This window comes from Campylobacter hyointestinalis subsp. lawsonii, from assembly GCF_013372165.1.
Classification (GTDB): domain Bacteria; phylum Campylobacterota; class Campylobacteria; order Campylobacterales; family Campylobacteraceae; genus Campylobacter; species Campylobacter lawsonii.
The window spans coordinates 126,922-153,156 of record NZ_CP053828.1; the positions used below are offsets into that span (position 1 = coordinate 126,922).

The 26,235-nt window shown below is 35.6% G+C and carries 21 protein-coding genes; 3 read left to right on the forward strand and 18 right to left on the reverse strand.

Going from position 1 to position 26,235, the window contains the following annotated elements; all coding sequences use genetic code 11:
- Positions 1 to 31 precede the first annotated feature (31 nt).
- The 6 genes from CHLWT_RS00755 to ccoG all read right to left on the reverse strand — a co-directional run bounded on the left by CHLWT_RS00755 (position 32) and on the right by ccoG (position 9,972).
- Complete coding sequence (locus CHLWT_RS00755) at positions 32 to 1,444, reverse strand: efflux transporter outer membrane subunit (protein WP_112000532.1); 1,413 nt, start codon at positions 1,442 to 1,444, stop codon at positions 32 to 34.
- Positions 1,437 to 4,586, reverse strand: a complete 3,150-nt coding sequence (locus CHLWT_RS00760; RefSeq protein ID WP_112000531.1) for an efflux RND transporter permease subunit — start codon at positions 4,584 to 4,586, stop codon at positions 1,437 to 1,439. The genes CHLWT_RS00755 and CHLWT_RS00760 overlap by 8 nt, the downstream gene beginning before the upstream one ends.
- The gene (locus CHLWT_RS00765; protein WP_112000530.1) at positions 4,586 to 5,707 is read right to left on the reverse strand and encodes an efflux RND transporter periplasmic adaptor subunit; all 1,122 of its coding nucleotides are present in this window, start codon (positions 5,705 to 5,707) and stop codon (positions 4,586 to 4,588) included. Before CHLWT_RS00765 ends, CHLWT_RS00760 begins: the two co-directional genes overlap by 1 nt.
- Positions 5,708 to 6,359: 652 nt before the next feature.
- On the reverse strand, positions 6,360 to 7,844 hold the full coding sequence (locus CHLWT_RS00770) for a DASS family sodium-coupled anion symporter (RefSeq protein ID WP_063997530.1): 1,485 nt from the start codon (positions 7,842 to 7,844) through the stop codon (positions 6,360 to 6,362).
- Positions 7,845 to 7,939: 95 nt separating this feature from the next.
- On the reverse strand, positions 7,940 to 8,581 hold the full coding sequence (locus CHLWT_RS00775; RefSeq protein ID WP_063997531.1) for a TetR/AcrR family transcriptional regulator: 642 nt from the start codon (positions 8,579 to 8,581) through the stop codon (positions 7,940 to 7,942).
- On the reverse strand, positions 8,581 to 9,972 hold the full coding sequence (gene ccoG / locus CHLWT_RS00780) for a cytochrome c oxidase accessory protein CcoG (RefSeq protein WP_244948779.1): 1,392 nt from the start codon (positions 9,970 to 9,972) through the stop codon (positions 8,581 to 8,583). The genes CHLWT_RS00775 and ccoG overlap by 1 nt, the downstream gene beginning before the upstream one ends.
- A 153-nt stretch (positions 9,973 to 10,125) precedes the next feature.
- Between ccoG and rpsU the strand changes: the two genes are divergently transcribed.
- The gene (gene rpsU / locus CHLWT_RS00785) at positions 10,126 to 10,338 is read left to right on the forward strand and encodes a 30S ribosomal protein S21 (protein WP_002848116.1); all 213 of its coding nucleotides are present in this window, start codon (positions 10,126 to 10,128) and stop codon (positions 10,336 to 10,338) included.
- A gap of 103 nt (positions 10,339 to 10,441) precedes the next feature.
- On the opposite strand, the gene CHLWT_RS00790 is transcribed toward rpsU, so the two are convergent.
- The 10 genes from CHLWT_RS00790 to CHLWT_RS00835 are packed head-to-tail and all read right to left on the reverse strand — an operon-like array spanning position 10,442 to position 19,953.
- Positions 10,442 to 10,906, reverse strand: coding sequence for a hydrogenase 3 maturation endopeptidase HyCI (locus CHLWT_RS00790; protein ID WP_112000529.1), 465 nt, complete (start codon positions 10,904 to 10,906; stop codon positions 10,442 to 10,444).
- Complete coding sequence (locus tag CHLWT_RS00795) at positions 10,899 to 11,249, reverse strand: formate hydrogenlyase maturation HycH family protein (RefSeq protein WP_112000528.1); 351 nt, start codon at positions 11,247 to 11,249, stop codon at positions 10,899 to 10,901. Before CHLWT_RS00795 ends, CHLWT_RS00790 begins: the two co-directional genes overlap by 8 nt.
- Complete coding sequence (locus CHLWT_RS00800) at positions 11,246 to 12,055, reverse strand: NADH-quinone oxidoreductase subunit B family protein (RefSeq protein ID WP_112000527.1); 810 nt, start codon at positions 12,053 to 12,055, stop codon at positions 11,246 to 11,248. Before CHLWT_RS00800 ends, CHLWT_RS00795 begins: the two co-directional genes overlap by 4 nt.
- Positions 12,055 to 12,585 carry a formate hydrogenlyase complex iron-sulfur subunit gene (locus tag CHLWT_RS00805; protein WP_112000526.1) on the reverse strand — a complete coding sequence of 177 codons (531 nt, stop codon included), beginning with the start codon at positions 12,583 to 12,585 and terminating at the stop codon, positions 12,055 to 12,057. Before CHLWT_RS00805 ends, CHLWT_RS00800 begins: the two co-directional genes overlap by 1 nt.
- The gene (locus CHLWT_RS00810; RefSeq protein ID WP_112000525.1) at positions 12,582 to 14,330 is read right to left on the reverse strand and encodes an NADH-quinone oxidoreductase subunit D-related protein; all 1,749 of its coding nucleotides are present in this window, start codon (positions 14,328 to 14,330) and stop codon (positions 12,582 to 12,584) included. The genes CHLWT_RS00805 and CHLWT_RS00810 overlap by 4 nt, the downstream gene beginning before the upstream one ends.
- On the reverse strand, positions 14,330 to 15,805 hold the full coding sequence (locus CHLWT_RS00815; protein ID WP_112000524.1) for a proton-conducting transporter transmembrane domain-containing protein: 1,476 nt from the start codon (positions 15,803 to 15,805) through the stop codon (positions 14,330 to 14,332). Before CHLWT_RS00815 ends, CHLWT_RS00810 begins: the two co-directional genes overlap by 1 nt.
- Positions 15,806 to 15,808: 3 nt before the next feature.
- Entirely contained in the window at positions 15,809 to 16,444 is a 636-nt protein-coding gene (gene hyfE, locus CHLWT_RS00820) for a hydrogenase 4 membrane subunit (RefSeq protein WP_112000523.1), read from the reverse strand.
- 1 nt (position 16,445) lies between these two features.
- Positions 16,446 to 17,366 carry a respiratory chain complex I subunit 1 family protein gene (locus tag CHLWT_RS00825; RefSeq protein WP_111975592.1) on the reverse strand — a complete coding sequence of 307 codons (921 nt, stop codon included), beginning with the start codon at positions 17,364 to 17,366 and terminating at the stop codon, positions 16,446 to 16,448.
- The gene (locus tag CHLWT_RS00830) at positions 17,367 to 19,313 is read right to left on the reverse strand and encodes a proton-conducting transporter transmembrane domain-containing protein (protein ID WP_112000522.1); all 1,947 of its coding nucleotides are present in this window, start codon (positions 19,311 to 19,313) and stop codon (positions 17,367 to 17,369) included.
- On the reverse strand, positions 19,306 to 19,953 hold the full coding sequence (locus CHLWT_RS00835; RefSeq protein WP_244948780.1) for a 4Fe-4S dicluster domain-containing protein: 648 nt from the start codon (positions 19,951 to 19,953) through the stop codon (positions 19,306 to 19,308). Before CHLWT_RS00835 ends, CHLWT_RS00830 begins: the two co-directional genes overlap by 8 nt.
- 221 nt (positions 19,954 to 20,174) lie before the next feature.
- On the opposite strand from CHLWT_RS00835, the gene CHLWT_RS00840 reads away from it, so the two are divergent.
- The gene (locus CHLWT_RS00840; RefSeq protein ID WP_112000521.1) at positions 20,175 to 20,432 is read left to right on the forward strand and encodes a hypothetical protein; all 258 of its coding nucleotides are present in this window, start codon (positions 20,175 to 20,177) and stop codon (positions 20,430 to 20,432) included.
- 559 nt (positions 20,433 to 20,991) lie between these two features.
- Here the strand turns inward: CHLWT_RS00840 and infC are convergent.
- Entirely contained in the window at positions 20,992 to 21,510 is a 519-nt protein-coding gene (infC, locus tag CHLWT_RS00845) for a translation initiation factor IF-3 (RefSeq protein ID WP_111969477.1), read from the reverse strand.
- Positions 21,507 to 23,327, reverse strand: coding sequence for a threonine--tRNA ligase (gene thrS / locus CHLWT_RS00850; protein WP_112000520.1), 1,821 nt, complete (start codon positions 23,325 to 23,327; stop codon positions 21,507 to 21,509). Before thrS ends, infC begins: the two co-directional genes overlap by 4 nt.
- 509 nt (positions 23,328 to 23,836) lie before the next feature.
- On the opposite strand from thrS, the gene CHLWT_RS00855 reads away from it, so the two are divergent.
- Positions 23,837 to 25,429, forward strand: coding sequence for a flagellin B (locus CHLWT_RS00855; protein WP_176320848.1), 1,593 nt, complete (start codon positions 23,837 to 23,839; stop codon positions 25,427 to 25,429).
- The last annotated feature ends 806 nt before the right edge of the window (positions 25,430 to 26,235 follow it).

Consider the following 26,235-nt stretch of genomic DNA (forward strand, 5'->3'; position numbering starts at 1 on the left):
ATTTTTTAAATTTATCGCTTGCCAAAACCGCTCATTTCTGAGCAGTTTTAGGACTTGCTAAGCTAGGATCATCTTCATAGTCAAATCCTCCGCCAAGTGATTTATAGACATCAATTACACTAGTAGCTACGCTTAGTTTTGATTGAGCAAGGCTTAGTCTTGCTGATAACAAATTTCTTTGTGAATCTAAAAACTCAAGATGAGTGCTGTATCCGTTGTCGTATCTGGCTTTTGAAAGATCGTAAATTTTAGTTTGAGACTCTACTAGATTTTGCATACTTTTTTCTTTTAACACAGAGTTTTTGCGTGTATCAAGAGCAGTTCTTATCTCACCAAATGCAGTTTTTACGGCTTTATCATATGATAAAAAGCTTGCGTTTTGTTCTAAATTTGCAAGTTCTACTTTGTTTTTTGTTCTTCCAAAATCAAGAAGAGGCATTATGAGACTTCCACCGACACTCCATGTATTTGCATTTTTTACGAAAAATCTATCAAATTCATCGCTACTAAATCCAAAAATTCCTGTTAAAGAGAGCTTAGGTAGATAGCTAGTTCTTGCTACTCCAACTAAGAAATTTGAAGCTTTAAGCCTTTGTAGTGCGCTTGCTATATCTGCTCTATGTAAAAGCACGTCTGAGCTTATGCCATTTGGGACTTCTGGTATAGTTGGAAGGGTTAAAGGGGCATCTATATTTTTGTATAGAATTTCATTTAAGTTTTTACCGACTAAAACGCTTAAAGCTGAGTTTGTTTGTGCGATCTGAGTTTGTATATCTATAAGCTGAGTTTTAGCACTATGCACTGCAGCTTTGGCTTGATAATACGTAAGCTCGTCTATGGCTCCTGCATCAAGCTCTTTTTGCCTATAAGCAAGTGTTTCTTCGTAAGTATTTAATGTCTCATTTAGTATATTTTCTTGTTCTTTTAGAGATATGAGCGTAAAATACGTGCTTGCAGTAGTACTTGCTATGCTTAGTCTTGCGTTTTCATAGTCATATTTTGTGGCTTTAAAAGTAGCTTCACTAGCGTTTGCGTTGTCTCTTACTCTACCCCAAAGATCTATTTCGTAGCTAAGAGCAGCGCTTAGACTAAATGCGTTGTATTTTTTATTATCTTGACCTGTGTATGTTTCACCGCTTGAGCGATTTTTAGTTGCTTCACCATTTAAATTTATATTTGGAAATAGCTCAACATTAGCTAAATTTAGGTTTATTTTTGCTTGTTCTATATTGTTTAGAGCTATTAGAAGATCGCTATTGTTTTTTAACGCTTCAGCAACAAGAGAGTTTAATCTCTCGTCACTGAAATCTTCCCACCATTTTTTATTGATACTATAACTATCAAATTTATACTCATATGATTGCTCTATATCTATCATATCAGGCTTTAAAGAACATCCTGTTATAAGCAAAGCAAATGAGGCGATCAAAATTAAATTACGCATTTTCCTCTCCTTTAGTAGCTATTTTACCACGTTTTTTATCTAGCCACAAATTAAAACTTTCTAGTATATAGAAAAAGAGCGGTACAAAGAAAATAGCTATCGTAGATGCTGCTATCATACCGCCGATAACTCCAGTACCTAGTGCGTGACGCGACGCAGCTCCAGCTCCAGTAGCTAACGCCATAGGTAAAACTCCAAGAGTAAAAGCAAGAGAAGTCATTATGATAGGTCTAAATCTCATCCTAGCAGCATTTATAGCAGCTTCTTTTATAGTTTTTCCCGCTAAGTGCTCTTGCATAGCAAATTCCACTATCAATATGGCATTTTTAGCCGCTAGTCCGATGAGAAGTAAAAGCCCTATTTGAAAATACACGTCGTTGCTAAGTCCTCTTCCCCATGTAAAAAGAAGTGAGCCAAATACAGAAAAAGGAACAGCAGTTACAACCGCTAAAGGCATAAGCCATCTTTCATACTGAGCTGCAAGTATCAAAAATACAAATATCATACCAAATACAAATGCTTGAGCGCCTTTACCAGTTGATGCTACTTCTTGATACGCTGATCCAGACCAGCCTATATCATACTCAGATCCTAGCTCTTCAGTTATAACTTGTCTTATAGCTTCTATGGCTTCTCCAGAAGTATAACCGGGCTTTGGCTCACCCATAATCTTTGCTGCTGGGAATCCGTTGAATCTATCGACATTGTCTGCTCCAAGACTTCTTGTGAGTTTTACTAATGAATCAAGCGGAACCATTTTGCCTTCGCTTGATCTTACATATAATGACCTAAAGTCTTCAGGAGAGTCTCTATACTCTTCATAAGCTCTGATATTTACTTTGTATGTTTTACCAAGTATATTAAAATCATTGACATAATACTGTCCTATAGTCGCGTTTATAGTATCAAATATATCAGAAAACGCAATACCCATCATCTTGATTTTTTCTTTATTTAGAGTAAGTTTATACTCAGGGAAATTTGTATCAAGGGTAGTTCTTACTTGAGTTAGAGCCGGGTGGGCATTTGCTTTTGCGACTACTTTTTGCATATCGGCTTCTATCTCGTTGTAATTTTTACCGGTTGTATTTTGTGCAAATAGTTCAAAACCGCCTGTGATAGATAGACCCATTATAGGCGGTGGAGTTGTAGCAAAAGTCATAGACTCTCTATCTGCTGGGTAAAGTTGTCCTGTGAGTTGTCCTGCTATGGTAGCAGCCGCATTTTGTACTCCTAGTCTCTCATTCCACGGTTTTAGCGTGATAAACATAATGCCGGCATTTTCTCTAAGAGTTCCTGCTAGCATATCATATCCTGCAAGTCCGGTAACATTTTTAACGTTTGGATTTTTTGCTACTATTTCACGTATGAACTCCGTATCTTCTAGAGTTCTAGTAAGAGTAGAAGCCGGTGGTAAATTTGTTATAGCAAGAATATAGCCCTTATCTTCGGCTGGAACCAAACCGCCTGGAATGACTTTAAATAATTCTATCATCATAAATATTATAATTCCAACACATATAAGACTTATGATAACATGTCTGAGTATCTTTGCTACACCTGCTGTAAATATTCTCGTAGAAAAGTCGAAGAATTCATTAAATTTACGCACAAACCAAAATGGTGGATTCTCTTTTTTACGAAGTATGATAGCGCACAAAGCAGGCGTAAGAGTTAATGCAACAAGTCCTGATATACAAACAGATACGACTAGAGTTAGCGCAAACTGCCTTTGTATGACGCCTACAAATCCTTCCATAAATGCAACAGGAATAAAAACCGCTGATAAAACAAGAACGATAGAAATGACAGGAGCTACTATCTCGCTCATAGCTTTTATAGTTGCTTCTTTTACTGTGAGTTCTGGCTCTTCATGCAGTGTCCGCTCTACGTTTTCTATAACGATGATAGCGTCATCAACGACTATTCCTATAGCTAGTATGAGTGCAAATAGCGTAATCAAATTTATCGAAAATCCCATAGCGTAGATTCCGCCAAACGCTCCTAAAATAGATACTGGCACTGCTAACATAGGTATGAAAGTCGCTCTTAAATTTCCTAAGAACATATACATAACGATAATAACAAGTACCATCGCTTCTATAAATGTTTTTATAACTTCTTCAATGGATACTTTAACGAACTCAGTAGTATCATAAGCTACTTGATAAGTCATCTCTCCTGGAAAATTTGGCTTTAGCTCATCTACCTTTTCTTTTATAGCTTTTGCAGTATCTAGCGCGTTTGCACCGCTTTGTAAAAATAGTAGTACAGGAACCATATTTCCGCCGTTAAATTTACCTGTAAACGTATAACTTTGAGCTCCAAGCTCGATATTTGCTACATCTTTAAGCCTTAGTATATTACCTTTTGAATTTGCGGTAATGATTATATCTTCAAACTCTTTTATGGTTTTTAGTCTGCCTTCTGGTTTTATAGCATAGACATAAGGATTTCCGGCACTTGTAGGTTGCTCTCCTATCTTACCGGTTGCGTATTGAGAGTTTTGCTCTTGTATTGCTTTTATAACATCTGATGTTGTAAGCTTGTGTTTTTTAAGAAGATCTGGTTTTATCCAAACTCTCATAGAATACTCTTTAGAGCCTATAACTACAGCATCTCCTACGCCTGGGACACGTTTTAAAGCATCTGCTATATTTATGGTTATATAATTGCTAAGCTCGGTATCGCTCATCTTGCCACTTGGATCATAAAAAGCCAAAACCTCAAGTATAGAACTACTTCTTTCATCTACTTTTACGCCGACCCTTCTAACCTCTTCTGGGAGTTTTGAAAGAACTGGATTTACTCTGTTATTAACATTTACACTGGCTGTTTGCGGGTCTGTGCCGATCTCAAAATACACATTTAAGCTCATAGTTCCTGATGAACTAGACGTACTTTGCATATATATCATATCATCTACGCCATTTATAGCTTCTTCTAGTGGCGCTGCTACTGTGTCTGCTATGGTTTGAGCATCGGCACCATTATAGGTGGCTTGAACGACTATTTGAGGCGGAGTGAGTTGCGGATACTCTTCAACCGCTGAACTTTTTAGTCCTATGTAGCCGGCAATTACGATTATAATTGATATAACGCAAGCAAACACTGGGCGGTTGATAAAAAATTTAGAAAACATTATTTACCGCCTTTATCCATTGGGACTGGTTTGACTGGCTGTCCTACTTTTATCTTTTTAAAGTTATCTACTATGAGTTGATCGCCTTGTTTCAAACCGCTTGAGATAATCGCACTTGTGGCATCTTGAGATACGATCTTGATAGGATTTTTAGCGACTTTTCCGTCTTGAACTGTATAAACAAATGGATTTACAAGATCTTGTAATATGGCGACTTGTGGAATTTTAAAGCCGTTTTTTTGGTAAAATCCATAAACATTGACTTTTGTAAATGCTCCTGGTCTTATTGCTGTATTGTTATTATCAAATTTTGCTTTAGCATTTACGGTTCCGCTTGTTTCATCTATGACATTGTCGATAAAACTAAGAGTTCCGTTATAAGTAGTTCCTTCGTATTTCATAGTGACTAAAGAATTTAGCTGTTCCCACTCTTTGTCTTGAAGTTTTTGTGCGATATTTAGTTTATCGATATCTGAAATGGCAAACTGCACAAATATAGGATCTAACTTTGTTAAGCGAACAAGCTCACCATCACTTGGACTTACGTAAGATCCAACGTCTTTTAGAGTATCACCAAGTACCCCAGAAAACGGAGCTGTTACTACTGAGTAATCAAGGTCGATTTTTGCGGTTTGAAGATTCGCTTTAGATGCTAAAACTGTTGCGTTTGCTGATTCATAAGCTGCTTTAGAAGCGTCATATTCTTTTTGTGAGATAGCATTTTGCTCGTAAAGCTTTTTTGATCTTTCAAAATCGGTGCTAGCATTTTTATAGTTTGCCTCAGATACTTTTAAATTTGCTAAAGCGGTGTCATAGGCGGCTTTGTATTTTGCTTGATCTATAAGATATAGTTTATCTCCTTTTTTTACGCTAGCTCCAGCTTTAAAAAACTGCTCTTCTATAGTTCCAGTAACCTTAGCTCTTAGGATCACGTCCATATAGCTCGTTGTCTGTCCGCTAAATTCAAGCGTGATAGGTATAGTGCCTTGACTAACTTCGATAACTCCTACAGGAAGAGTAGGCATCTGTGAGGCGTTGTTCGCATTTTTTTCATTCGCATTAGAACAACCAGTTACTATAAGCGAGATGGCTAAAATACCTAGTTTATAAAGTTTATTCATTTATTTGCCTTTCATTGTCTTTTTATTTGAATTTAGTAATGACAATTACAAAATATTTCGGGATTATACATTAATTTTTTTTAAAAGTCAATTTTTCACTAGATTTCCGTCTATTTTATATGACTTTTTTTAAATTAAAATTAAATTTATTGTCGGTAATATTTTTGATATATAGAAAGAAAGTTGGCTGGATTTTGAATAGTTTTGAGGTAACAACCAAATTTGATAAATTTTTAGCAGGATGAGAAAATTAATGAAGCAATCTTTTAAGAGTGGTTTTATGAAAAAGTTGATTAGATAAGAAATATTTTGGAATAAAAACGAAAGATGCAGATAAGAAAAGCATATTGAATGCTTATGATCTTTCTCAAATATTTGCAGTATCAAGAATGCCAAGTAAAGAACTTTTACAAGCGATAAACGAAGTAAAGGTGGAACGCTTTGTGCTTCAATGGAAGAATTTGACAGACAAATGCCATAAGACTAATGAAATATAATATTAAATACTCTACAAAATTTAAAAAGCGTTATAAAAAATTAAATAGCAAAGAGCAACAAGAAGCAAGAGTGATTATTAAATTTTGTATTAAGAAAAGTTTTATTTATATCTTTTTATGGAGTAGTGAGCCGAATAAAATTCGGCTTTATAAAATCATCCTAAATTTAGAGTGGAAAATATAAATTTAACCCACGGAATTCCTAGCACTATAAATATCAAAAGATAAATTGCCCCAAAAATTGCCCCAAGTGCAAAAAATTTCGGTCCAAGAATAAAGTGCGATCCAAACCAAAGTGGAGAACAACCAGTTCCATAAGGCGTTAAAATTCCCATAAATCCCATTGGCAAACAAAGTACCAACATAGTAAGCGCTGGATCAAGACCTGGGATAGCGTTTGCTATCGTTACAAAAATCGCTACAGTTGCTGTAACATAGGCTGTACCAGAAGCAAAGAAATATCTCAACAGACTAAAAAATATCACTAATAAAATGAGTGCAAAGTTAGGCTCTATATTAACTAAATTTGAACCCAAATTTTTAGCCAAATAGTCTAAAAATCCAACATTTTTAAGCCCTGCAGCCATAGTTACTAGTGTGCCAAACCAAACAAAAGTATTCCACGCCTGTTTATTGCTTAGAAAATCATTCCAAGTTATTGTTTTTGCTGCTGTCATTAAAACTAACATAATCAATGCTGTTGTTGTGGCATTTATCTTAAAAAATGATGAACCCACCCATAAAATTAAGCCGATTATAGCTATACATATCATATAAATTTCAGCTTTTGTAATTGCTCCTAAATTTTCATACTCATTTTTAGCCCAGTTTGCAATATCCTTTGAGCCTTTTACCTCTGGTGGATAGATAAAGTATGTTATTAGTGGTGTTAAAATAAAAAGAAATATTCCAATTGGTGCAATCGCTATAAACCAACCTAGCCAATCAACAACGCCTATACCATTTTTAGAAATAATAGATAGCGCTAATGGATTTGGAGCTTGACCTGTTAAAAATAGCGAAGAAGTAACACAAGATGCGCTTACACCTATCCAAACTAGATATGCTCCAATTTTTCGTGGATTGTTTTGAGGCGAGCTATCAAACATAGGAGCTATAGAATTAACTATCGGATAAACAGTTCCACCGCTTCTTGCTGCATTACTAGGAATAAATGGTGCTAAAATACCATCAACAATAGCTATAGCATAACCTAGTCCAAGTGTGGATCTGCCTAGTTTAGAAACTATATATAAAGCAAGGCGTTTGCCAAGTCCGGTTTTTGAAAAACCAAGACCTATAGTAAATGCTGCAAAAATTAGCCATACAACAGAATTTGAAAAACCGCTTAATCCCCAATTTATAGAAGCAGCAGAGCTTATATTTGCGTTAATATCTCCAGATTTTACCGGACCTACTTTAAAAACAACTGCGATTGTAACAGCTACAAGGCTTATAAGAGCTGGTGAAACAGGTTCTAAAATCAATCCTAAAGTGAGAGATACAAAGATAGAAAAGTAAAGCCAAGCATTAATACTTAAGCCATCAGGTGCTTCTACACCCCAAATTCGTGGCGATAAAAACACAAAAATACCAAGTAAAAATGGCGCTAAAAGTTTGATATAAAAACTTTTTTGCATATTTTCTCCTAATAAATAATATAAGAAAATTATATTAAATTTTTAATTAAAAATATTTTAATATAATTTTTTGTTTAAATTTGATTTAAATAAATTTAATTAATAGCCCCTCTTAAAAAGAAATCAACACAATTTTTCACCCATTTTTTTTGTTCATCTTCAGTCATAGAAAAATGTTTTGAAAATACTACTTTATCTATAGAAAATGGTTCTTCTAGTATAAAACAGAATCTAGCGGCTAGGATCTCTAAATTTTGATCTTTAAATTTAGATCTTATAGATGGTTTTGAGAAAAAATTAATTAGAATTTGGTTTATAAATTTAACCCCTCTCTCATAAAATATCTGACAAATTTGGGATTGTTTGTTAAATGACTCGCTAAATATAACTTTTTTAAGCAAAAAAGATTCGTCTTTAAAGGCTACACCTATAAATTCTTCGGCAAATTTATATAAAAATTCCTCTAAGTCATCAGAATCTTCTAAAGATATTTTTTTGCTGATATCTGAGTGAATTTTTTGAACACCGCGATCGATTATGGCTTTAAAAAGCCCTTCTTTATTACCAAAAAGTTTGTATATGGTCGAAAGCGATCCGCCACTCTTGTTTATAATATCATTTAAACTAGTGTTTGTAAAACCATTTTTTAAAAATAGTTCCAAACCGGCAGATATGATTAGCTCATATCTGTCTTTTGTCTTTTGTGTTTTTAAATTTTTAGTTCCATTTTTATGCATTAATTATCTTTTTGCATTGCTTTTTGTAGCTCTATCATTTTTGGAAATACAAATCTAGTATCTCTTGTGACTGCGATTTGTTCATGATCATCAGTAGCGTAAGCGTTGATTTTGATATCGATAGGAGTATCTTTTTTATCCATTTTTACTAGAGTTTCATCTGTCGTTAGCACAACTATGATCTTACGTTTTCCACCAGCAGCAATCTTTATCTTATCTTTTGGTCTGCTTACCTTTATCCTAGTATCATTTACGTCAAAATAATACGTATGCTCTTTGTTTTGCGTATTTTGGATCAAAAATGTATATGCATTTTGTACTTCAAATTTACCATCGTTTGCAACTATTTTATATAGCTCGGTTGTGCGGTTTATGTTTAATAGCATATGCTCTTTTTTTGTACTCATTATTACTAAGGCTATCACAGCGATAGATAAAACCACCATATAAGCGATAGTTCTAAATCTAAAATAATTTACTTTTTGCCTTGTTTGTAGTGATTTTGAGCTAGTCCAGTTGATAAGGCTTTTTTTGCCAAGTTTTCCCATAACTGCCGAACAAGCATCACTGCACTCTAAGCAGTTTATACACTCAAGTTGCATACCTTTTCTTATGTCTATGTGAGTAGGACAGATATGTACGCAAGCTTCACATCCTATACACTCAGCGTCAGGCTCTAGCGGTTTTTTGCCTATTTTAGTATGCCCATCATATATTTTACCGCCACGTTTTTCGTCGTAGATGACTTGCACGGTGTCATTGTCAAACATTACGCTTTGAACTCTTGCGTAAGGACATACATAGATACAGAAATTCTCAGCCAAAATCGTAACATCATATACTATAAAAGCAGTGATACAGGTGAGAATTCCAAGTAAAAATTTATGTTCTAGCGGATCTGAAAGATAACTAAAAAAATCTTCTGGTGGCACGAAATACCATAAAAAGTTACTAGCTGCTATCAGAGCAAGACAAGTCCAAAGAAGAACGCCGATGGTTTTTTTGAAGTAATCACCATCAAATTTTTTTTGTTTGTCGCGTATATTTTTACGAATTTTAAGTATCTTTGTTTGGATAAGATCTCTATAAATAACTCTAAATACAGTTTGCGGACACGCCCAGCCACACCAAATACGCCCACCCAAAGTCGTAATAAAAAATATACTAAGAAATAATATAATAAGCAAAAACGGCATAAGATATAGCTCTTGCATATCAAATGACGTAAAAAATAGATGGAGCTGTTTTTTGTCAAAACTAAGTAGAAAAAAGTGGTTGTCATTTATCCTTATAAATGGTAAAACAAGTGCTATAAAAGTAACTATAGCATATATTGCGTAACGTTTTTTCGCATAATGAGTTTGCGAACAGGAGTGCATACAATCTGACATATTCATCCTTTAAATTTAATCTGACATTATTATATAACTTCTGTTTTTAAAAATAGATTAAATAAATTTACCAAAAATTTACTTATAAATAAATTTTTAAGCTCTATTTAGATAGAATTAAAGCTTATTTTAATCTGAAAGGTGGTGAGGACTGTGCCAGGAGTAAAGGTGCATCCTAATGAGTCTTTTGATGAGGCTTATAGACGTTTTAAAAAACAGACTGATCGTAACTTAGTTGTTACCGAGGTTCGCGCTAGAAGATTTTTTGAGCCTATGACTGAAATTCGTAAAAAACAAAAAATTTCAGCTCGTAAAAAAATGCTTAAAAGACTTTATATGCTTAGACGTTATGAGTCTAGACTCTAAGACCATAGCCGGAAGCTTTTCCGGCTTTTTTTAAATTCTATGATCTATTTTTACTTTTAAATTTGGTAAATTTATATATAAACAATAGATATTTAGGTATGTTTTATTTTAAATTTAAATCTATCTCTTTTATCTTTTGCACTGCCTTTTTGGCAGATATCTTTGCGTTTTGGCTAAGACCTTCTTCAAAGTTAAGAACGTTTTCAAGTAGCACAGAGATACCTAAAAACAGCGTTTTTGGCGTGATAGTTCTAAGATAGCTTAGTAAAACTGGAGTTGGTAGATTATGCGTGGAGTAGATATAATCTCTCTCGTTGCTAAGGTCAAAAAACTCTATTTTATCATCTTTAAAGCCACTCATCGCATCGACTACCACAATGATATCAGGATCAAACTCACGCAGAGCGCCAAATTCGTTCTCAGGCACGTCTTGTCCAAAAAATACTCTCCAGCTAGGCATCTGCTCTTCTACTAGCTTGCCCACGTATAAACCAACGGCGTCATCGCCTCTCATTTTGTTGCCTATGCAAAGCAGGGCTTTTTTAAATTCTTTTTTGGTTTTAGACATTTTTAGCTCTTTTTAGGACGATATAGCCTTCATCTAAGCTAGAAAGTATATCTCTAAACTTTGAGTTTGGAAGCTTGTCTTTTAGCACTTTTGCGTGAGTAGGTAAGATCTCTACTTCAAAATATTTATTTACATTTCCGAGTTTAAATTTGACATATTCATCACTGCTATCAAGCATTTTATTCCACTGTTCATCATCAAATTCGGCTATCTTTTCGTTGAAATCTATCGTTCCTACGCCGTGCCCTACGCAAGTGCTAAACGTGACTATCTGTTTGTAAATTTGTGGAAGTTCGGCGTTTTCATCAACGTGGCGTTTTGTGAGTTTCCAGACCTGTATCACTTTTTATCCCAAATTTGATCTAAATTTATATAAAATTCATTTGAAGCATTTGCGTATTTTAGATAAATTTCATTAAAAAGCAGAGCTAGACACTCAGCATATCTTGGATCTTCTTGCTCTTTTATGGCTAAGCTAAGTGCGTCTTTTGCAAGAATCGGATCTTTTGGATCGACACAAGTTTTTAGAGCGGTTATAAATTTATCATATAAAACTCTGCCATATATATAGCTCATCAAAAACTTAGCTTTTACAAGTAGATCGCGCTCAAAAGAAGCATCATCAAGTAGCGATTTTTGAGTTAAATTTGGTAGTAAATCATCATCTTTGAAGCTCTGTTTTTCTAGCTTTTGTTCTATCAGACCGACCGCGGTTGCTAAAGCATAGATAATACTTGCTGGATGAGGTGGGCAACCAGGCACAAATACATCAACTGGTAAAACCTTATTTGCTCCACCCCAAACTGCGTAACTATCGTGAAATATCCCGCCGCTCACTCCGCACGCGCCAAAGCCAACTACTATCTTTGGATCTGGAGTGGCTTCGTAGGCTCTAAGAAGCGGATAGTACATCTGTCTAGTGATAGGTCCTGAGACTATGAGAATGTCTGCGTGGCGTGGGTTTGCTACTAGTTTAAATCCAAATCGCTCTGGATCCCAAAGCGGACTAAGAGTGGCAAATATCTCTATCTCACAGCCATTACAGCTTCCGCAGTCTATGCGAAACACGCTAAAACTGCGTTTTATGTTTTTGAGTAAATTTAGCTTTGAGTTTAGATCATTTGATCTATCATCAGGTACAACATACATTATTTTACCGCCTTATACTCTTTGTTTGTCATCATCTCTACTACTCTATTTTTCTTACAACTAGGACAGATAAGTAGGTATTTTTTAGCTTCTTCTAGCCTTTGTTCGCTTAAAGTGCTAAGCCTTTGCTCACAAAACTGAATGAATTTTTTACTCAAAAACGCTTTACCACAAACACTGCATAGCTCACTTTCTAACTCTCCTTCTTGGATGAGTGCTGATTTATCAAATTTAACCGTAAGTTCGAAGTCATTACTTAGCCTTATAGCCGCAGTAGGACATACCTCGTCGCAACGACCGCAAAATATACATCTACCACAATCATATCGCCATTTTATGGATTTTTTCTCACTCTCCCATTTTACGCTTATGGCGTTGCTAGGACAAGCTACCCCGCAAGCCGCGCAACCTATGCAGTTTGCATAATTATACGTCGGTTTGCCCCTAAAATACTCTTCTACTATATAAGGTTCATATGGATATTTGCTTGTGACGATACCTGTTTTTTTGACTATATCATAAATCTTCATCTCATATCCTTTGTTGGGCTATCTTTTAGGCTTTGGCAGTATTTTTTAAGCTCTTTTTCGCCTATCACTTTTGACTTTTTGCTTTTTACATTTACTAAAGTTACGCGTTCAGTACAAGAGTAGCAAGGATCCAAACTACATATGATAAGTGCGGCATCTGCTATGGTATTTCCTTGTAGCTGATATCTTAGGCTTGACCAGTTATTGTACGTAGAAGCTCTGCATCTCCAGCGATATACTTTTTGAGAGTCGCCTTGCATGATCCAGTGTATATTTTCTCCGCGTGGGGCTTCGTCGTATCCTAAGCAGTAAGTTCCAGGTTTTAGCCTATAATTAGTATCTGTAAAAATAGCGCCTCCAGGCATTATATCAAGGCACTGTTTTACTAGCCTGATGGCTTGTTTGCAGTCATTATAGCGAACTAATTCCCTGCTTAATACATCGCCACCAAACTGAACATTAGGCGTAAGCTCAAGCTCTTTGTAAAATCCGTAAGTATGATCATATCTCGTATCTCTTTTAAATCCACTTCCACGTACGTTTGGGCCAACAGGACTAAAATCACGTGCTACTTGTTTATCAAGAATGCCTATGCCTTTCCAGCGTCCTATTTGGCGTTTATCTTCCATAACAACTTGCCAAATTTCATCTAGTTGGGTGCCGATTTTTTCTAGGATTTCATAAGATTTTTTTATCTCATTTAGCGTGATATCCCGTCTAACGCCGCCGATCACGATAGTGCCGTATGTTTTTCTACCGCCTGTTATGAGCTGAGCTAGTTCAAGTGTGTATTCTCGAACTCTAAATATATGCATAAATGCTGTATAATTTCCAGTAACTTCACAAGCTAAGCCTAAATTTAAAAGATTTGAGTGCATTCTTTCTATTTCACTACTCATAACTCTGATAGCTTGCGCACGGCGTGGAATTTCAAGCCCGATGCCTCTTTCTACTGCTTCAACACAAGCTATAGAATGAGCAAATCCGCATATTCCACATACCCTTTCTGCAAGATAGCTCATTTGGTTGTAGTTTAGTCTATTTTCGGCTAGTTTTTCCATACCTCGGTGCTGATAAAATAGCCTATAGTCAGCATCTACTATGGTGTCGCCGTCGCAGTATAATCTAAAATGCCCCGGCTCATCAGCTGTTATATGAAGAGGTCCTAAAGGTATGTCTGTTACAGAGCCGTTTGGTCGCATAAACTCATAGTCTGGCTCATCTTTTGGTTGCACTGGGTCTGGACGAAATTTATAATCCATAGCATCTTTTCTAAGCGGATATAAATTTTCAGGCCAGTCATCGCTAAGAACTAGTCTTCTTTTATCCGGTAAGCCCTCAGCTACTAAACCAAACATATCATAAGCTTCTCTTTCATACCAAACACAAGCAGGAACCAAAGGCGTAACGGAGGGATAACAAGGGTCGTTTTGAGGGATAAGTGTTTTAACTGTGATAAAGCATTTTTCGCTACTTTCTATCTCATCTATAGTTCCGTCTTCTTTGCTCATTTTTGAGCCTTCCATAGACAAAACGTAGTAAAGCGCGTAGCTTTTGTTTATGCTTCTTTCATCGTTTGCTACCATACTAGAAAGCCAGCCACCGATACCATAGTATAGCTTATGAACGACTTTTGGTAGATCGTTTCTATCTACTAAGATAGTTATCTGATCTTCACATTGTCTGCTTGTTTCTAAAATATTAAATTCACTCTTTAAAATATCTATAAATTTATTGCCTATCATTAGTTCCCTTTTATAATCGTAACGCTATTTTGCACTAATGTCCAAAAGCTCTCAAACTGCCATACACCAAAACTTATCACTAAAAACGCAAGTAAGATAAGTGGTATGTTTTCCCATAAGCTCATCTCTTTTTTAAATTTAATATCGCCTTTAACTTCACCAAAACTCGCCATAAAAAAGTGTGAAAAATCGGCTATAAAGATGATGGTTAAAGCCACGGCAAATAATGCTACTGCCATAAATTGACCGCTTAAAACCGCTGCTTTAAACGTCAAAAACTCACTTACAAAGATAGCAAACCCTGGAACGCCGACAAGTGAGCAGATAGATATGCCAAATAAAGCAGTTGTGAGTGGCGCTAAACGCACCATATTTCCCATTTTATCCATATTATTTGTGCCATAAATTCTAGCTGTGTTTCCTGTAGTAAGAAATGCTAAAGCTTTCGTAAAACTATGAGCCGCGCAGTGAAAAACTGCTGCAAAAACGCCTATTTTTCCACCGACTCCAAGCCCAAAAGCGATAACTCCCATATGTGCTACTGAATGGTAGGCAAACATCCTTTTTATATCGTGTTGTCTGATAAGAAAAAATGCCGATACAAAAAGCGTTAATGTGCCACTTATTAGCATCACTTGCTCACTAAAGTCACCTATGGTCGCATTTGAAGCGATAGCGTAGTAGCGCAAAAGTCCTAGCATAGCGCATTTTATAACAATTCCGCTAAGCATAGCCGAAGTTGGAGCGGGACCTTGTGCGTGAGCGTCAGGAAGCCAAGTGTGAGTAGGCACGAGTCCTGCTTTTGTACCAAAACCGATTAATGCAAATATGAATATAAGCTTTAAAACATCGGGATTTAAATTTGTAGCTTGAAGTATTAAATTTGAAAATAGTATCGCGCTTTTTTCATCGTGTATGGTATTTAAACTAGAAGAGTATAAAAGTATAGTTGCAAACATAGCAAACGCTAAACCGACTGAGCAGATAACTGTGTATTTGTATCCGCTTTCAAGTGAGAGCTTATCGTTTTTTAAGGCTACCATAAATACAGTTGCTAGAGTGGTTGCTTCAAGAGCCGCCCACATTATCGCCATATTGTTGCTAATACAGCTTAAAGTCATAGCAAAAGTGGTTATATATGATAAAACAAAATTTATTTTTATCTGTTTTAAATTTAAATAGTTTGAGTTTAAATTCCATTTAAAATAACTAGTTGAGTATAAATTTACGCAAAATCCACTCAGACTTATAAGCACTAAAAACACTGCCCCTAAAGAGTCTAAAAATAGCATATCGTTAAATGCGTAAATAGTTCCTACTCTCAAAACTCTACTGATTGCATAAAGTAAAGCTAAAGATACTACCGCGCTACAAAGTATATGTAGAGCACTTAAAACTCTTAAATTTAAAGGAGATATAAATAAGATAAGAGAACAAACTAAAGGAAGTAGTAAGATCAAAAATAAAATATCCAAGGGTTATCCTTTTAAGTTGTCGGCTATGCTTGTATCAAGAGTGCCGTAAATTTTATAGTAACGAAATGCTAAAATACTCATTATAATGATAGCAAAAATAGCATCGCTAAGAACTCCAAGCTCGACTAAAACGTGAGAATTATAAGCTGTAAGAGCTAGACTTAGATGAATGCCATTTTCAAATAAACAATAAGATAGAATTTGCTTTATAAATGAGTTTCTCAGTATAAAACCAAATACACCTACCATAAAGATAAAGATAGTGCCGATCAAAGCCGTTTCGCTTTTGATAAGTGAAAACTCCAAAAGCACAGGAGCCATAAGCATAGCAGAGCCTATAGCAAAAGCAGATGCAATGAGTGGCGAAACTAAAAATCCACCGACTGGTTCGACTTCATAAACAACTCCGAGTTTTTTTACTAAAAAAAGCAATATAAAAGGGACAAATAAGACTTTTGTAAAAAATGCTATTATAGCCCACGAAAATAGCTCTTTTACATCGTATGTAAGAGCTAAAGATACAAAAATACTAACTAAAAATATAGTTTGTAAAATATAGCTAAAAATGCTAAGTCTAAAGCTTCTAAAGCCAAAAACAAATAGGCTTGAGATCATCATCAAGATGACTAAAATTTCCATATCATACTCCTACTATATAAAGGCTAAGAGATATAAGAGATATCAAAAGTATGCAAGCAGAGTTAAATTTCAAACTTGTTAGTATCCTAAATCTAGGCCCAAAGTTGTCTATCAAAATAGCTCCTATATAAAAAAGTCCGACTAAAATCAGATGAGATATAAGTGACAATAAAGGATTTGTAAAGCTAAGCGGGATAAATATAACTATAAAAAAGCTTATCATAGCAAACTGTTTTAACATAAGAGCCATCTCTACTAAAGCTAGATCTCTTCCGCTATATTCGCCAATAACTCCTTCTTGCACCTCTTGCTCGGCTTCTGCAAGATCAAATGGCTTTCTTCCTGTTTCAACATACATAGCCCATAAAAATGCTACTAAAGATAGCGCGTAAGATGCGCTTGTGTAGCCAACTTCGCCACTGCTTACTAGCTCTTTTATTATCGGAAGATTTGTAGTTTTTGCTAGACTTGCTACGACTATCAAGCAAATTATCATTATAGGTTCTATATAAATAGCTATAAAACTTTCTCTACTAGCTCCTACTCCTGCGTAAGGATTTGCACTATCTAAGCTAGCCACACCAAAGATAAATCTAAAAAATGCGACTAGATAAACCACAACTATGATATCGCTTATGGCTCCTGCATTTGCTAATCCGCCGTAAGTTATCGGCATTATCATCACTAGTAGGGCAGTTACGCTAAAAAGCATATACGGACTAAATTTAAAAAACCAATGCACGCAGTTTGGAGTCGTGCGAGAACGTTTTAAGAGTTTAAATATATCGTAATAAGTCTGCAATAATGGAGAGCTTTTACGGCTTTGGATCTTACCGCGTAGATTTCTAGCTATACCATCAAATAACGGAGCAACCATCAATGCAACAAAAAGTTGTAAAATCATCAGTAAAGCAACTTCCATCTAAGCCCCCAAAAAGTAAAATCCAGCTACAAGCATAGCATAAAGATAAATTAGTATATATACTACGTAAAAGTTGCTCCGTCCGTTTTGAAAAACACCTATTTTATCTGCTATAAATGCGTTAAATTTAATAATCGGCTCATAAAGCAGATCCCACCAAAAATCTTTGGTATCGTTCTTATAGACCGCCGGTTCAAAATAGCTATTTTGGCTAAATTTAGGCTTAAATTTAAATAACTTGCCAAACAATCTTTTAAAATCCCCGACAAATGAATTTGAGTTCATACTCATTTGCGGACTAAATTTAAATCCACAAGCCCAAGGCTCGCTCTCTCTGGCTCTGCTCATATTTGCACCAAATAAACCATACAATATAAATGGCAATATAAATAACATACAAAGCAGTAAAGCTATAAGTGGAAGTGAGATAGTGTTTATATTTACGCTAAGATCTGTATTTGGTGCTAAGCTAAGCACTACGCTTGTAAGCATTCCTAAGATATTATTTGAGGCAATACCTAGATAAATGCAGCTTATGGCTAAAATCCCCATTGCAAAATATATAAACAAAGATCTATTTTTAATGTCTATATTTTCGTTTTTACAAACGCCACAAAATATCGACCCATAAAGCCTTATAAAAGCATAAACAACCAAAGCACCACTCAAGGCTAATGCTACTATACTAAGGCTAAATATAGCTCTTGTTAGTAAGCTCTCATCAAGTCCGCCAAATAGCATAGAACGGTATATAAACCATTCGCTAACAAATCCGTTTAATGGCGGAAGAGCCGATATACTTATACAAGCGATCAAAATAAAAAATGCACTAAGTGGCATCTTTTTAGCAAGTCCGCCAAGGTTTGTCATATCTTTTTGACCAGTTGCTAGGTAGATATCTCCAGCTCCAAAAAATAGAAGAGATTTAAAAACAGAGTGGTTTAAAGCGTGAAAAAGTCCGCCTACAAAACCAAGTAATATCAAAGTAGGCTCGTTTATACTCACGCCATAAAATCCAACTCCTACGCCAAGTAAGATTATACCGATATTTTCAACTGAACTATATGCTATAAGCTTTTTGTATTGTGTTTGAACTAACGCGTAAGATATGCCAAGAATTGCACTAATTGCACCAAAAATGATAACGCTTAAAGCAAAACCGGGTAAAATTTGAATCATCAAACTAAATTTAATAAGTCCAAATATAGCTATCTTTGACATAGCTCCGCTCATCAAAGCAGATATATTTGACTTTGCTAATGGATAGACTAGTGGCGAATGAACGTGCAGAGGAAAAACTCCTGCCTTGCTGCTAAATCCTATAAATAAAAGTATTAAAATAACAAGAGCCGCTGTTTTAGGAATTTGTAAATTTACCCATTCGCTAAACTCAGAACTATTAGCAAAATATGAGAGCATCAAAAGAGCGGTGATGATACAAAATGCCCCTATTTGCGATATGCCAAGGTAAATCATAACTTTTTTATTGCTACATGGTTCATCGCTAAATTTAAGTAAAAACGCAGAGATTATAGTCATAATCTCCCATAAAACCATAAAACCAAAGACATTGTTGCTAGATACGACAAGTAGCATCGTGAGTATAAAAAACGAAAATATAGCCGCAAAAACGCTTAAATTTGATTCTTTTGCCATATTTTTTATATAGCCAAGCGAATACAAACTAGCCACAAATCCTATAAAAACGATGATAAAGCTAAAAAATCCTCCAAGCGGAGTTATCAAAAAACTAGGTTCAAATAAAAAATTTCCGCCAAGTCTAAAGCCGTATTCGCTTTGTAAGTTCGATATAAAAAATATACTTGCGACGAAGCAAAGTATGCTTAAAAGAGTAAAAATGACGTATGATATCAAATTTGGCGCTTTATATCCTGCTAATCCTAAAATCCCAAGTAAGAAAAATCCAAGATAGATAAACTCAAGCATCTGCTTCTCCTTGCTGCGCTTCTAGCGTCTCTTTTGGTGGTTTTTCTTTTTGTGCTATTATGATTTGAGGTGGCGGACAATTTAGAATCTTAGATATGAAATTTGACATATTTTGTCCGTCTTTGAGTTTTTTGCCGTATTTGTGTTCATTTGTGACAGGATCAAGCATCACTAAAGCGCCCTTTGGACAGACTTCTACGCAAGCACTTCCCCCATCTCTGCCATCGCAGATATCGCATTTTATAGCTACACTCATAAAACCATCTCCGCATACATCCATTTCGTCTAAATTTGATCCGTTTGATGGAATTTCTAAGCTATCAAGATGAATTGCACCGTATGGACAAGCATTTACACATAAAGCGCAACCTACGCAAAGTCGCTCATACACTTCAACATATCCATTTTCGTTGCGCAACGCAGCGCTTGGACATACTAACGCACAAGGCGCGTCATCGCACTGACGACATTGATTTGGCATAACGCCGTTTGTCATTTTTATAACATCAAGTCTAGGTTTTGCTAATTTTCCGCGTTTGTAAGCCTCTTTACTGCACGCTTTCATACAGGCTTTACAACCTATACAAAGCTCAGGATCGCAGATCACGAATTTATGTTTTTTATCCAAATTTGACCCCATTTTTATCATTTTTATTCTAAATTTATATAACACAACACGGATATTTTAATGTTAAGTTAAATATTTTTTAATTTTAATTGTATAATTTTAAAACTTAATTTGGAATTTATATTTCTTGCATTTTGATGCTAAAATAGTATATAAATTTAGATTATGATAGAATTTTTATTAACTTTTTGTTTTTGTATTTTTTATATTTATGGCAAAATCGGATCTCTTTAGTGTCGTCTTTATGCATAAAAGCAGTTAAAAATAGCTGGGATAAGATAGACTATTTCGCAGTTTTTTGCTATAGTATTTATAAATTTGATACTTTATTTTGCATATCTAAAACTATCTATGCCAATGCTACTTTTAGTAACAATTTAAAATGCATACAAATTAATTTTATACCTATGAATAGTGAGCTTATAAAGCGTAAGCATTATAATATCAGCGATGATTATGATTTAGGGCTTGAGCCTGCTTTATATCCCTAGCGTGAGGGATAAATTTAATCAATAGGAAGGATATAGGCTGTGTGCCTTGGCAAAAAATAGCTATCCTTGGCATTTATAAAAATGTCAAAGGGAAAATTGTATAAAAAACTTGCAAATTTAGATAAATGATTGTGCCGTAAATGTGCCATAAGATATCTTATAAAATGCATATTAAACGCTAAATATTTTTTATACATTTTATAAGATATTGTTTTTTAGGATAAAAACACCGTTTAATAATATTTTTTAATATGGTTTATGTTAATTTGCATTTAATGATTAAAGCATTTAAAAACAATGATTAAAGGTGTGGTAAATTTAAAAACCATTAACTATAAGAGGCAAGCAAATTTAGAAAATTTTGCGTTTAAAATCAAATTATTTTTGTTTAAATTTCTACGATTTTTAAAAGTTGTTTTATTTTAAGCAAAAAGTTGTTGGATTTTAAAAAGCGTTTTACAAATTTAAAATAGATAAACTAATATCATTCTAGCCTAATAAACGCGAATTACCAAATATAGATAAGTATGAAATGGCGACCGAGACCGGCCGACCAGATCTAACCTTTTTTAGGCGTTACTAGCATATTTACGTAGCGACCCTCTAAAATAGGAGCCTTGTCACGTTCTGCAAAACCTTTTACTAATTCCCAAATTTTTTCAAGCATTGCTACACCGACTTCTGGGGTAGCCATTTCACGTCCTTTTAGGAAAACTCTAAATTTAACGTGTTTGCCCTCTTCGAGAAATTCTTGTGCGTGTTTGATTTTATAGTTTATATCGTTTTGGGCTATTTTTACAGAGAGTTTTATCTCTTTTATTTCGATAACTTTCTGTTTTTTCTTAGCTTCTTTCTGTTTTTTCTCTTGTTGATAACGGAATTTACCATAGTCCATTATCTTACAAACCGGTGGTTTAGCATCAGGAGCGATAAGGACTAGATCTAGCCCTAAACGCCTTGCTATTCCTAAAGCCTCATCACGGCTGATCACACCATAAGCAGTGCCATCATCGCCCACACATCTTATCTGCTCTGCACGAATCTCTTCGTTTAGGTACACGTCTTTTTCTTTGCTCAAAAATTCACCTCATTTAGTTTAGTTTTGACAAGACTTAGGAATTCATCTAAGCTCAAGTCTTTTTGTTCTCTAGCACGTCTATCACGAAGTGCTACACCTCTATTTGTGACCTCATTATCTCCAAGTACGATTATCATCGGTACTCTTTGTTTTTCTGCTGTTCTTATTTTTTTATTTAATGTTTCATTTTTACTTGAAATTTCGCTATCTACGCCTAGCTCCAAAAGCTCTTGATAAATTTCTTTTGCATATTTCAAATGGTCATCTCCGATAGGGATAATGACGACTTGAGTCGGCGCTATCCAAAATGGAAGCTCACCGGCAGTATGCTCAAGCAAGATTCCTATAAATCTCTCAAAACTACCTAAGATAGCTCTATGAAGCATAACTGGTTGCTTTTTCTCGTTATTTTCATCAACGTAGCTAAGATCAAATCTCTTTGGCAAGTTAAAATCGACTTGCACTGTTCCGCACTGCCATTTACGTTTTAATGCGTCAGTTATCTTGATATCTATTTTTGGTCCGTAAAATGCACCGCCACCCTCGTCTATGCCGTATTTCAGCCCTTTTTCATCAAGAGCGTCTTTAAGTGCTTTTGTTGCTATTTCCCAAATTTCATCGTCTCCGACCGCTTTTGCTGGTTTTGTTGAAATTTCCATCTCATAAGTAAAACCAAACGCACTCATCAAGGTATCGACAAAACTTAGAATTTCATACACATTTTCTTTTATCTGGCTTGGCATACAAAATAAATGAGCATCATCTTGAGTAAATTCACGAACTCTAAAAAGCCCGTGTAAAACGCCACTTTTTTCATGTCTATGAACTACGCCGTATTCAAAAAATTTAAGCGGTAAGTCGCGGTAACTACGAATTTCACTTTGATACACTTTGATGTGTCCCACGCAGTTCATCGGCTTTATACCATATTCTTGCTCGTCAATCACGGTAAAATACATATTTTCTTTGTAATTCGCATAGTGACCACTTATCTTCCAAGCATCGCTTTTTAGTATTTCAGGGCCACGAACAGGCTCATAACCACGAAGTCTATGAGTGCGATAAAGCTTGTGTTCTAAGCGACTTCTAAGTCTTGCGCCATTTGGTAGCCATATAGGAAGTCCCACGCCTATATCATCATCAAAAGTGAAAAACTTCATCTCAGCACCAAGCTTTCTGTGATCGCGTTTTTTAGCCTCTTCAATGATACGAATATGCTCTTTTAGACTCTCCTTATCGGCGTAAGCAGTTCCGTAAATTCTAGTTAGCATTTCGCGATTCTCATCTCCGCCAAGATATGCTCCCGCTATCCTTGTAAGCTTGAAAAATCTAGTAAAAATCGTATTTGGCACGTGAGGTCCGCGGCAAATATCTTCAAAATTTCCTTGAGAGTACAAACTCACGACGCCATCTGGAATTCGTTTTAAGACTTCTTGTTTTAGATCGTCGCCTGAGTATTTTGCTGCTACTTCTGATTTTGTAGAATTAAATTTAACTATGTCTATTTTAGCAAGTGCGAGCTCTTTCATCTTTTTTTCGATCTCTTCAAGATCGCTTTCGCCTAGTTTTTCGCCGTCATTTTTGCTAACTCTCATATCATAATAAAATCCGTCCTCTATCGAAGGACCTACGAAAAACTTTGCATTTGGATACAGCTCTTTTATCGCAGCTGCCATCAAGTGAGCACAGGAGTGCCTTATAACATCTAACGCTTCTTTTGAATTATCAAATAATATCTCTTCGCCACCGCTTCCATCGTAGCTTTGGGTATCAACTATTTCTCCATTTACTTTGTATGCAATTACATCGCTCATCATCTTCCTCTTTTCTACCGATTGTTCTTTCATACGACGAAAGAACAAAATACTTGATTTTACCTTATTGTATTTTAACTTAAACTTAATCGATAACGTAAAAACCATAAAAAATCTGTGCGAAGCACAGCAACTTTTGACTTCGCAGACTAAATTTTCGCAATAGGCGTTTTATCTTGCAGATGAAACGATGGCGAAAATTTGGAATGTGACCCATTCTCCCTTGACCCACCTAAAGTTAAGCATCCGACTTCGCGGATTAAATTTAGGTTTGATTTTGCTAGAGCCAAAGCCCCATAAACCTGTGCGAAGCACAGCAACTTATAAGCTTTTTCAAGGGGTTAGGGGTTGTTAAGGGGGAAGGGGTAGCGACTGCTAAAAAAGCGTTCCCCTTCCCACTTAAGTAAATTTGTTATTAAATTTACTAAACATTTTTAAGTTTTTTCCGATATAATTATCAAGGTTTTAGCAAGGACGCTAAAGCAAAATTCAAATCAATAAAAGGATTTAAAATGGGATTTAGGATCAACACAAACATCGGTGCTATGAACGCACACGCAAACTCTGTCATAACCAACCGCAACCTTGATAGCTCTTTAGGTAAGCTTAGCTCAGGTCTTCGTATCCAGTCAGCTGCTGATGACGCTTCAGGTATGAGTATCGCTGATAGTCTTAGGGCTCAAGCAAATGGTCTTGGTCAAGCTATCAAAAATGGTAATGATGCTATCGGTATAGTTCAAACAGCTGATAAAGCTATGGACGAACAAATCAAAATTCTTGACACTATCAAAACCAAAGCTATCCAAGCAGCACAAGATGGTCAAAACGCCGACTCACGTCGTGCTCTTCAAAACGACATCTCAAGACTCCTTGAAGAGCTTGACAACATAGCTAAAACTACAAGTTTCAACGGACAAAAACTTCTAAACGGAAATTTCTCTAATAAAGAGTTCCAAATAGGTGCTTACTCAAATGAAACTGTTAAAGTAAATATCGGCTCGACTGAATCAGGTAAAATCGGCTATACTCGTTTTGAAACTACAGGAAATATAGCTTTTGATAAGAGTGGAGCTGCTGTAGGTATGAATGATTTGACTATTAAATTTAGCGGAGTTGATGGCTACCCTACTGGTTATGCCTTTGAAAAGATTTCTAAAACAGTCTTAGATAAAGATGGTCTAAAAGCAGTAGCTGATGCTATAAATAGAGTAAGTGATAAAACTGGCATAAAAGCAAATGTAAATAATAAGCTGACTTTATCTAATGTAGTCGGTACTGGTCAAATAGCAAATTTACGTATAAATAATGTCAATATCGGGACTATAGATACAAAGAGTGGAGACTCTGATGGAGTTCTAGTAAATGCCATAAATAAAGTAAAAGATCAAACCGGAGTTGAAGCATCTGTAGAAAACGGAAGATTAACACTTATAGCAAAAGATGGCAGAGCCATAAAAATAGCTGCTTCATCAAAACTCTCTGTTGCCGCTGGGTATAAAGGCAACATTAGCCTTATGGGCTTTGGAGTTAAAGGTGAGCAATCATCTGCAATTACAGTCTTAGGGCATCTTACCTTTATACGTCAAGATGCTAGAGATATAAGAGTTGTATTCTCAACAGATAAGAATGGTGCGGGTGCTGCAAGACATGGTTTTTCTAAGGAAGCTGGACTTAATGGCTCAAAAATGGCACAAGCTTCAGTAACTCTTAAAGATATGAACTCAGGAACAATAAGCTCAAAAGTAGCTATGGCAATGGGTTTTTATGATACTAATAATCTAGATAAAATGGCAAACGCTCAACAAGGCGGTGTAAATACATTTACTGGTGCTCAAGCTATGATAGATATCGCTGAATCAGCTCAAAAGATGTTAGATAGCATTCGTTCAGACCTTGGTTCGGTACAAAATCAGCTAGTAAGTACGATAAATAATATCACCGTTACTAGAGTAAATGTTGCATCAGCAGAAAGCCAAATCCGTGATGTTGATTTCGCTGAAGAGAGTGCAAACTTCTCTAAATTTAACATCCTTGCTCAAAGTGGTAGCTACGCGATGAGTCAAGCTAACACAGTGCAACAAAATGTCTTGAGACTATTACAATAGTTTCAAGCGTTTCTGTGAAAACGTTCTTAGATTACTTCAGTAATCTAAGGTTGTTTCTGTGAAAACGTATTAAGATTGCGATCTTAATCGTTTCTGTGAAAATGTATTAAGACTGCTTCAAAGCTGGGGTTTTCTCCAGCTTTTTAAATTTAGTAATAATTTATGTTTTTTTAACGCACGAACAAAGTCCCATAAACCTGTGCAAAGCACAGCAACTTCTAAGCTTTTTCAAGGGGTTAGGGGTTGTTAAGGGGGAAGGGGTAGCGACTGCTAAAAAAGCGTCCCCCTTCCCACTTAAATTTTTACCTACTTTTGACTTCGCAGCTGAGCAAAGCCCAGCTTTGCGACCAAAGTTTTTTTTAAATTCTTTTCTTTAAGGGACAGGGGAAACTAAAATTTGAAAGCCAAAACAGTTTCCCCTATCCCTTAAAAATCCCAACCTCTTCCCAGTTTGGCATTTTTATTTTATAAATTTGCCGTGTGAAGAACCAAACACTAAAGTTATCTATCGCGGATTAAATTTTTGACTTCGCAGACGAACAAAGTCCGTCTTTGCGACCAAAGTTTGGCACTTTGGAAACGCACTAAAGTTAAGTATCCGACTATCGCGGATTAAATTTAGGTTTTTGACTTCGCATTGAAGCTACACTCGCCCACCTAAAATTTTATAAACCTGTGCGAAGCACAGCAACTTATAAGCTTTTTCAAGGGGTTAGGGGTTGTTAAGGGGGAAGGGGTAGCGACTGCTAAAAAAGCGTCCCCCTTCCCCCTTAAGTAAATTTAAGCTACAACACATTAAAAGTATC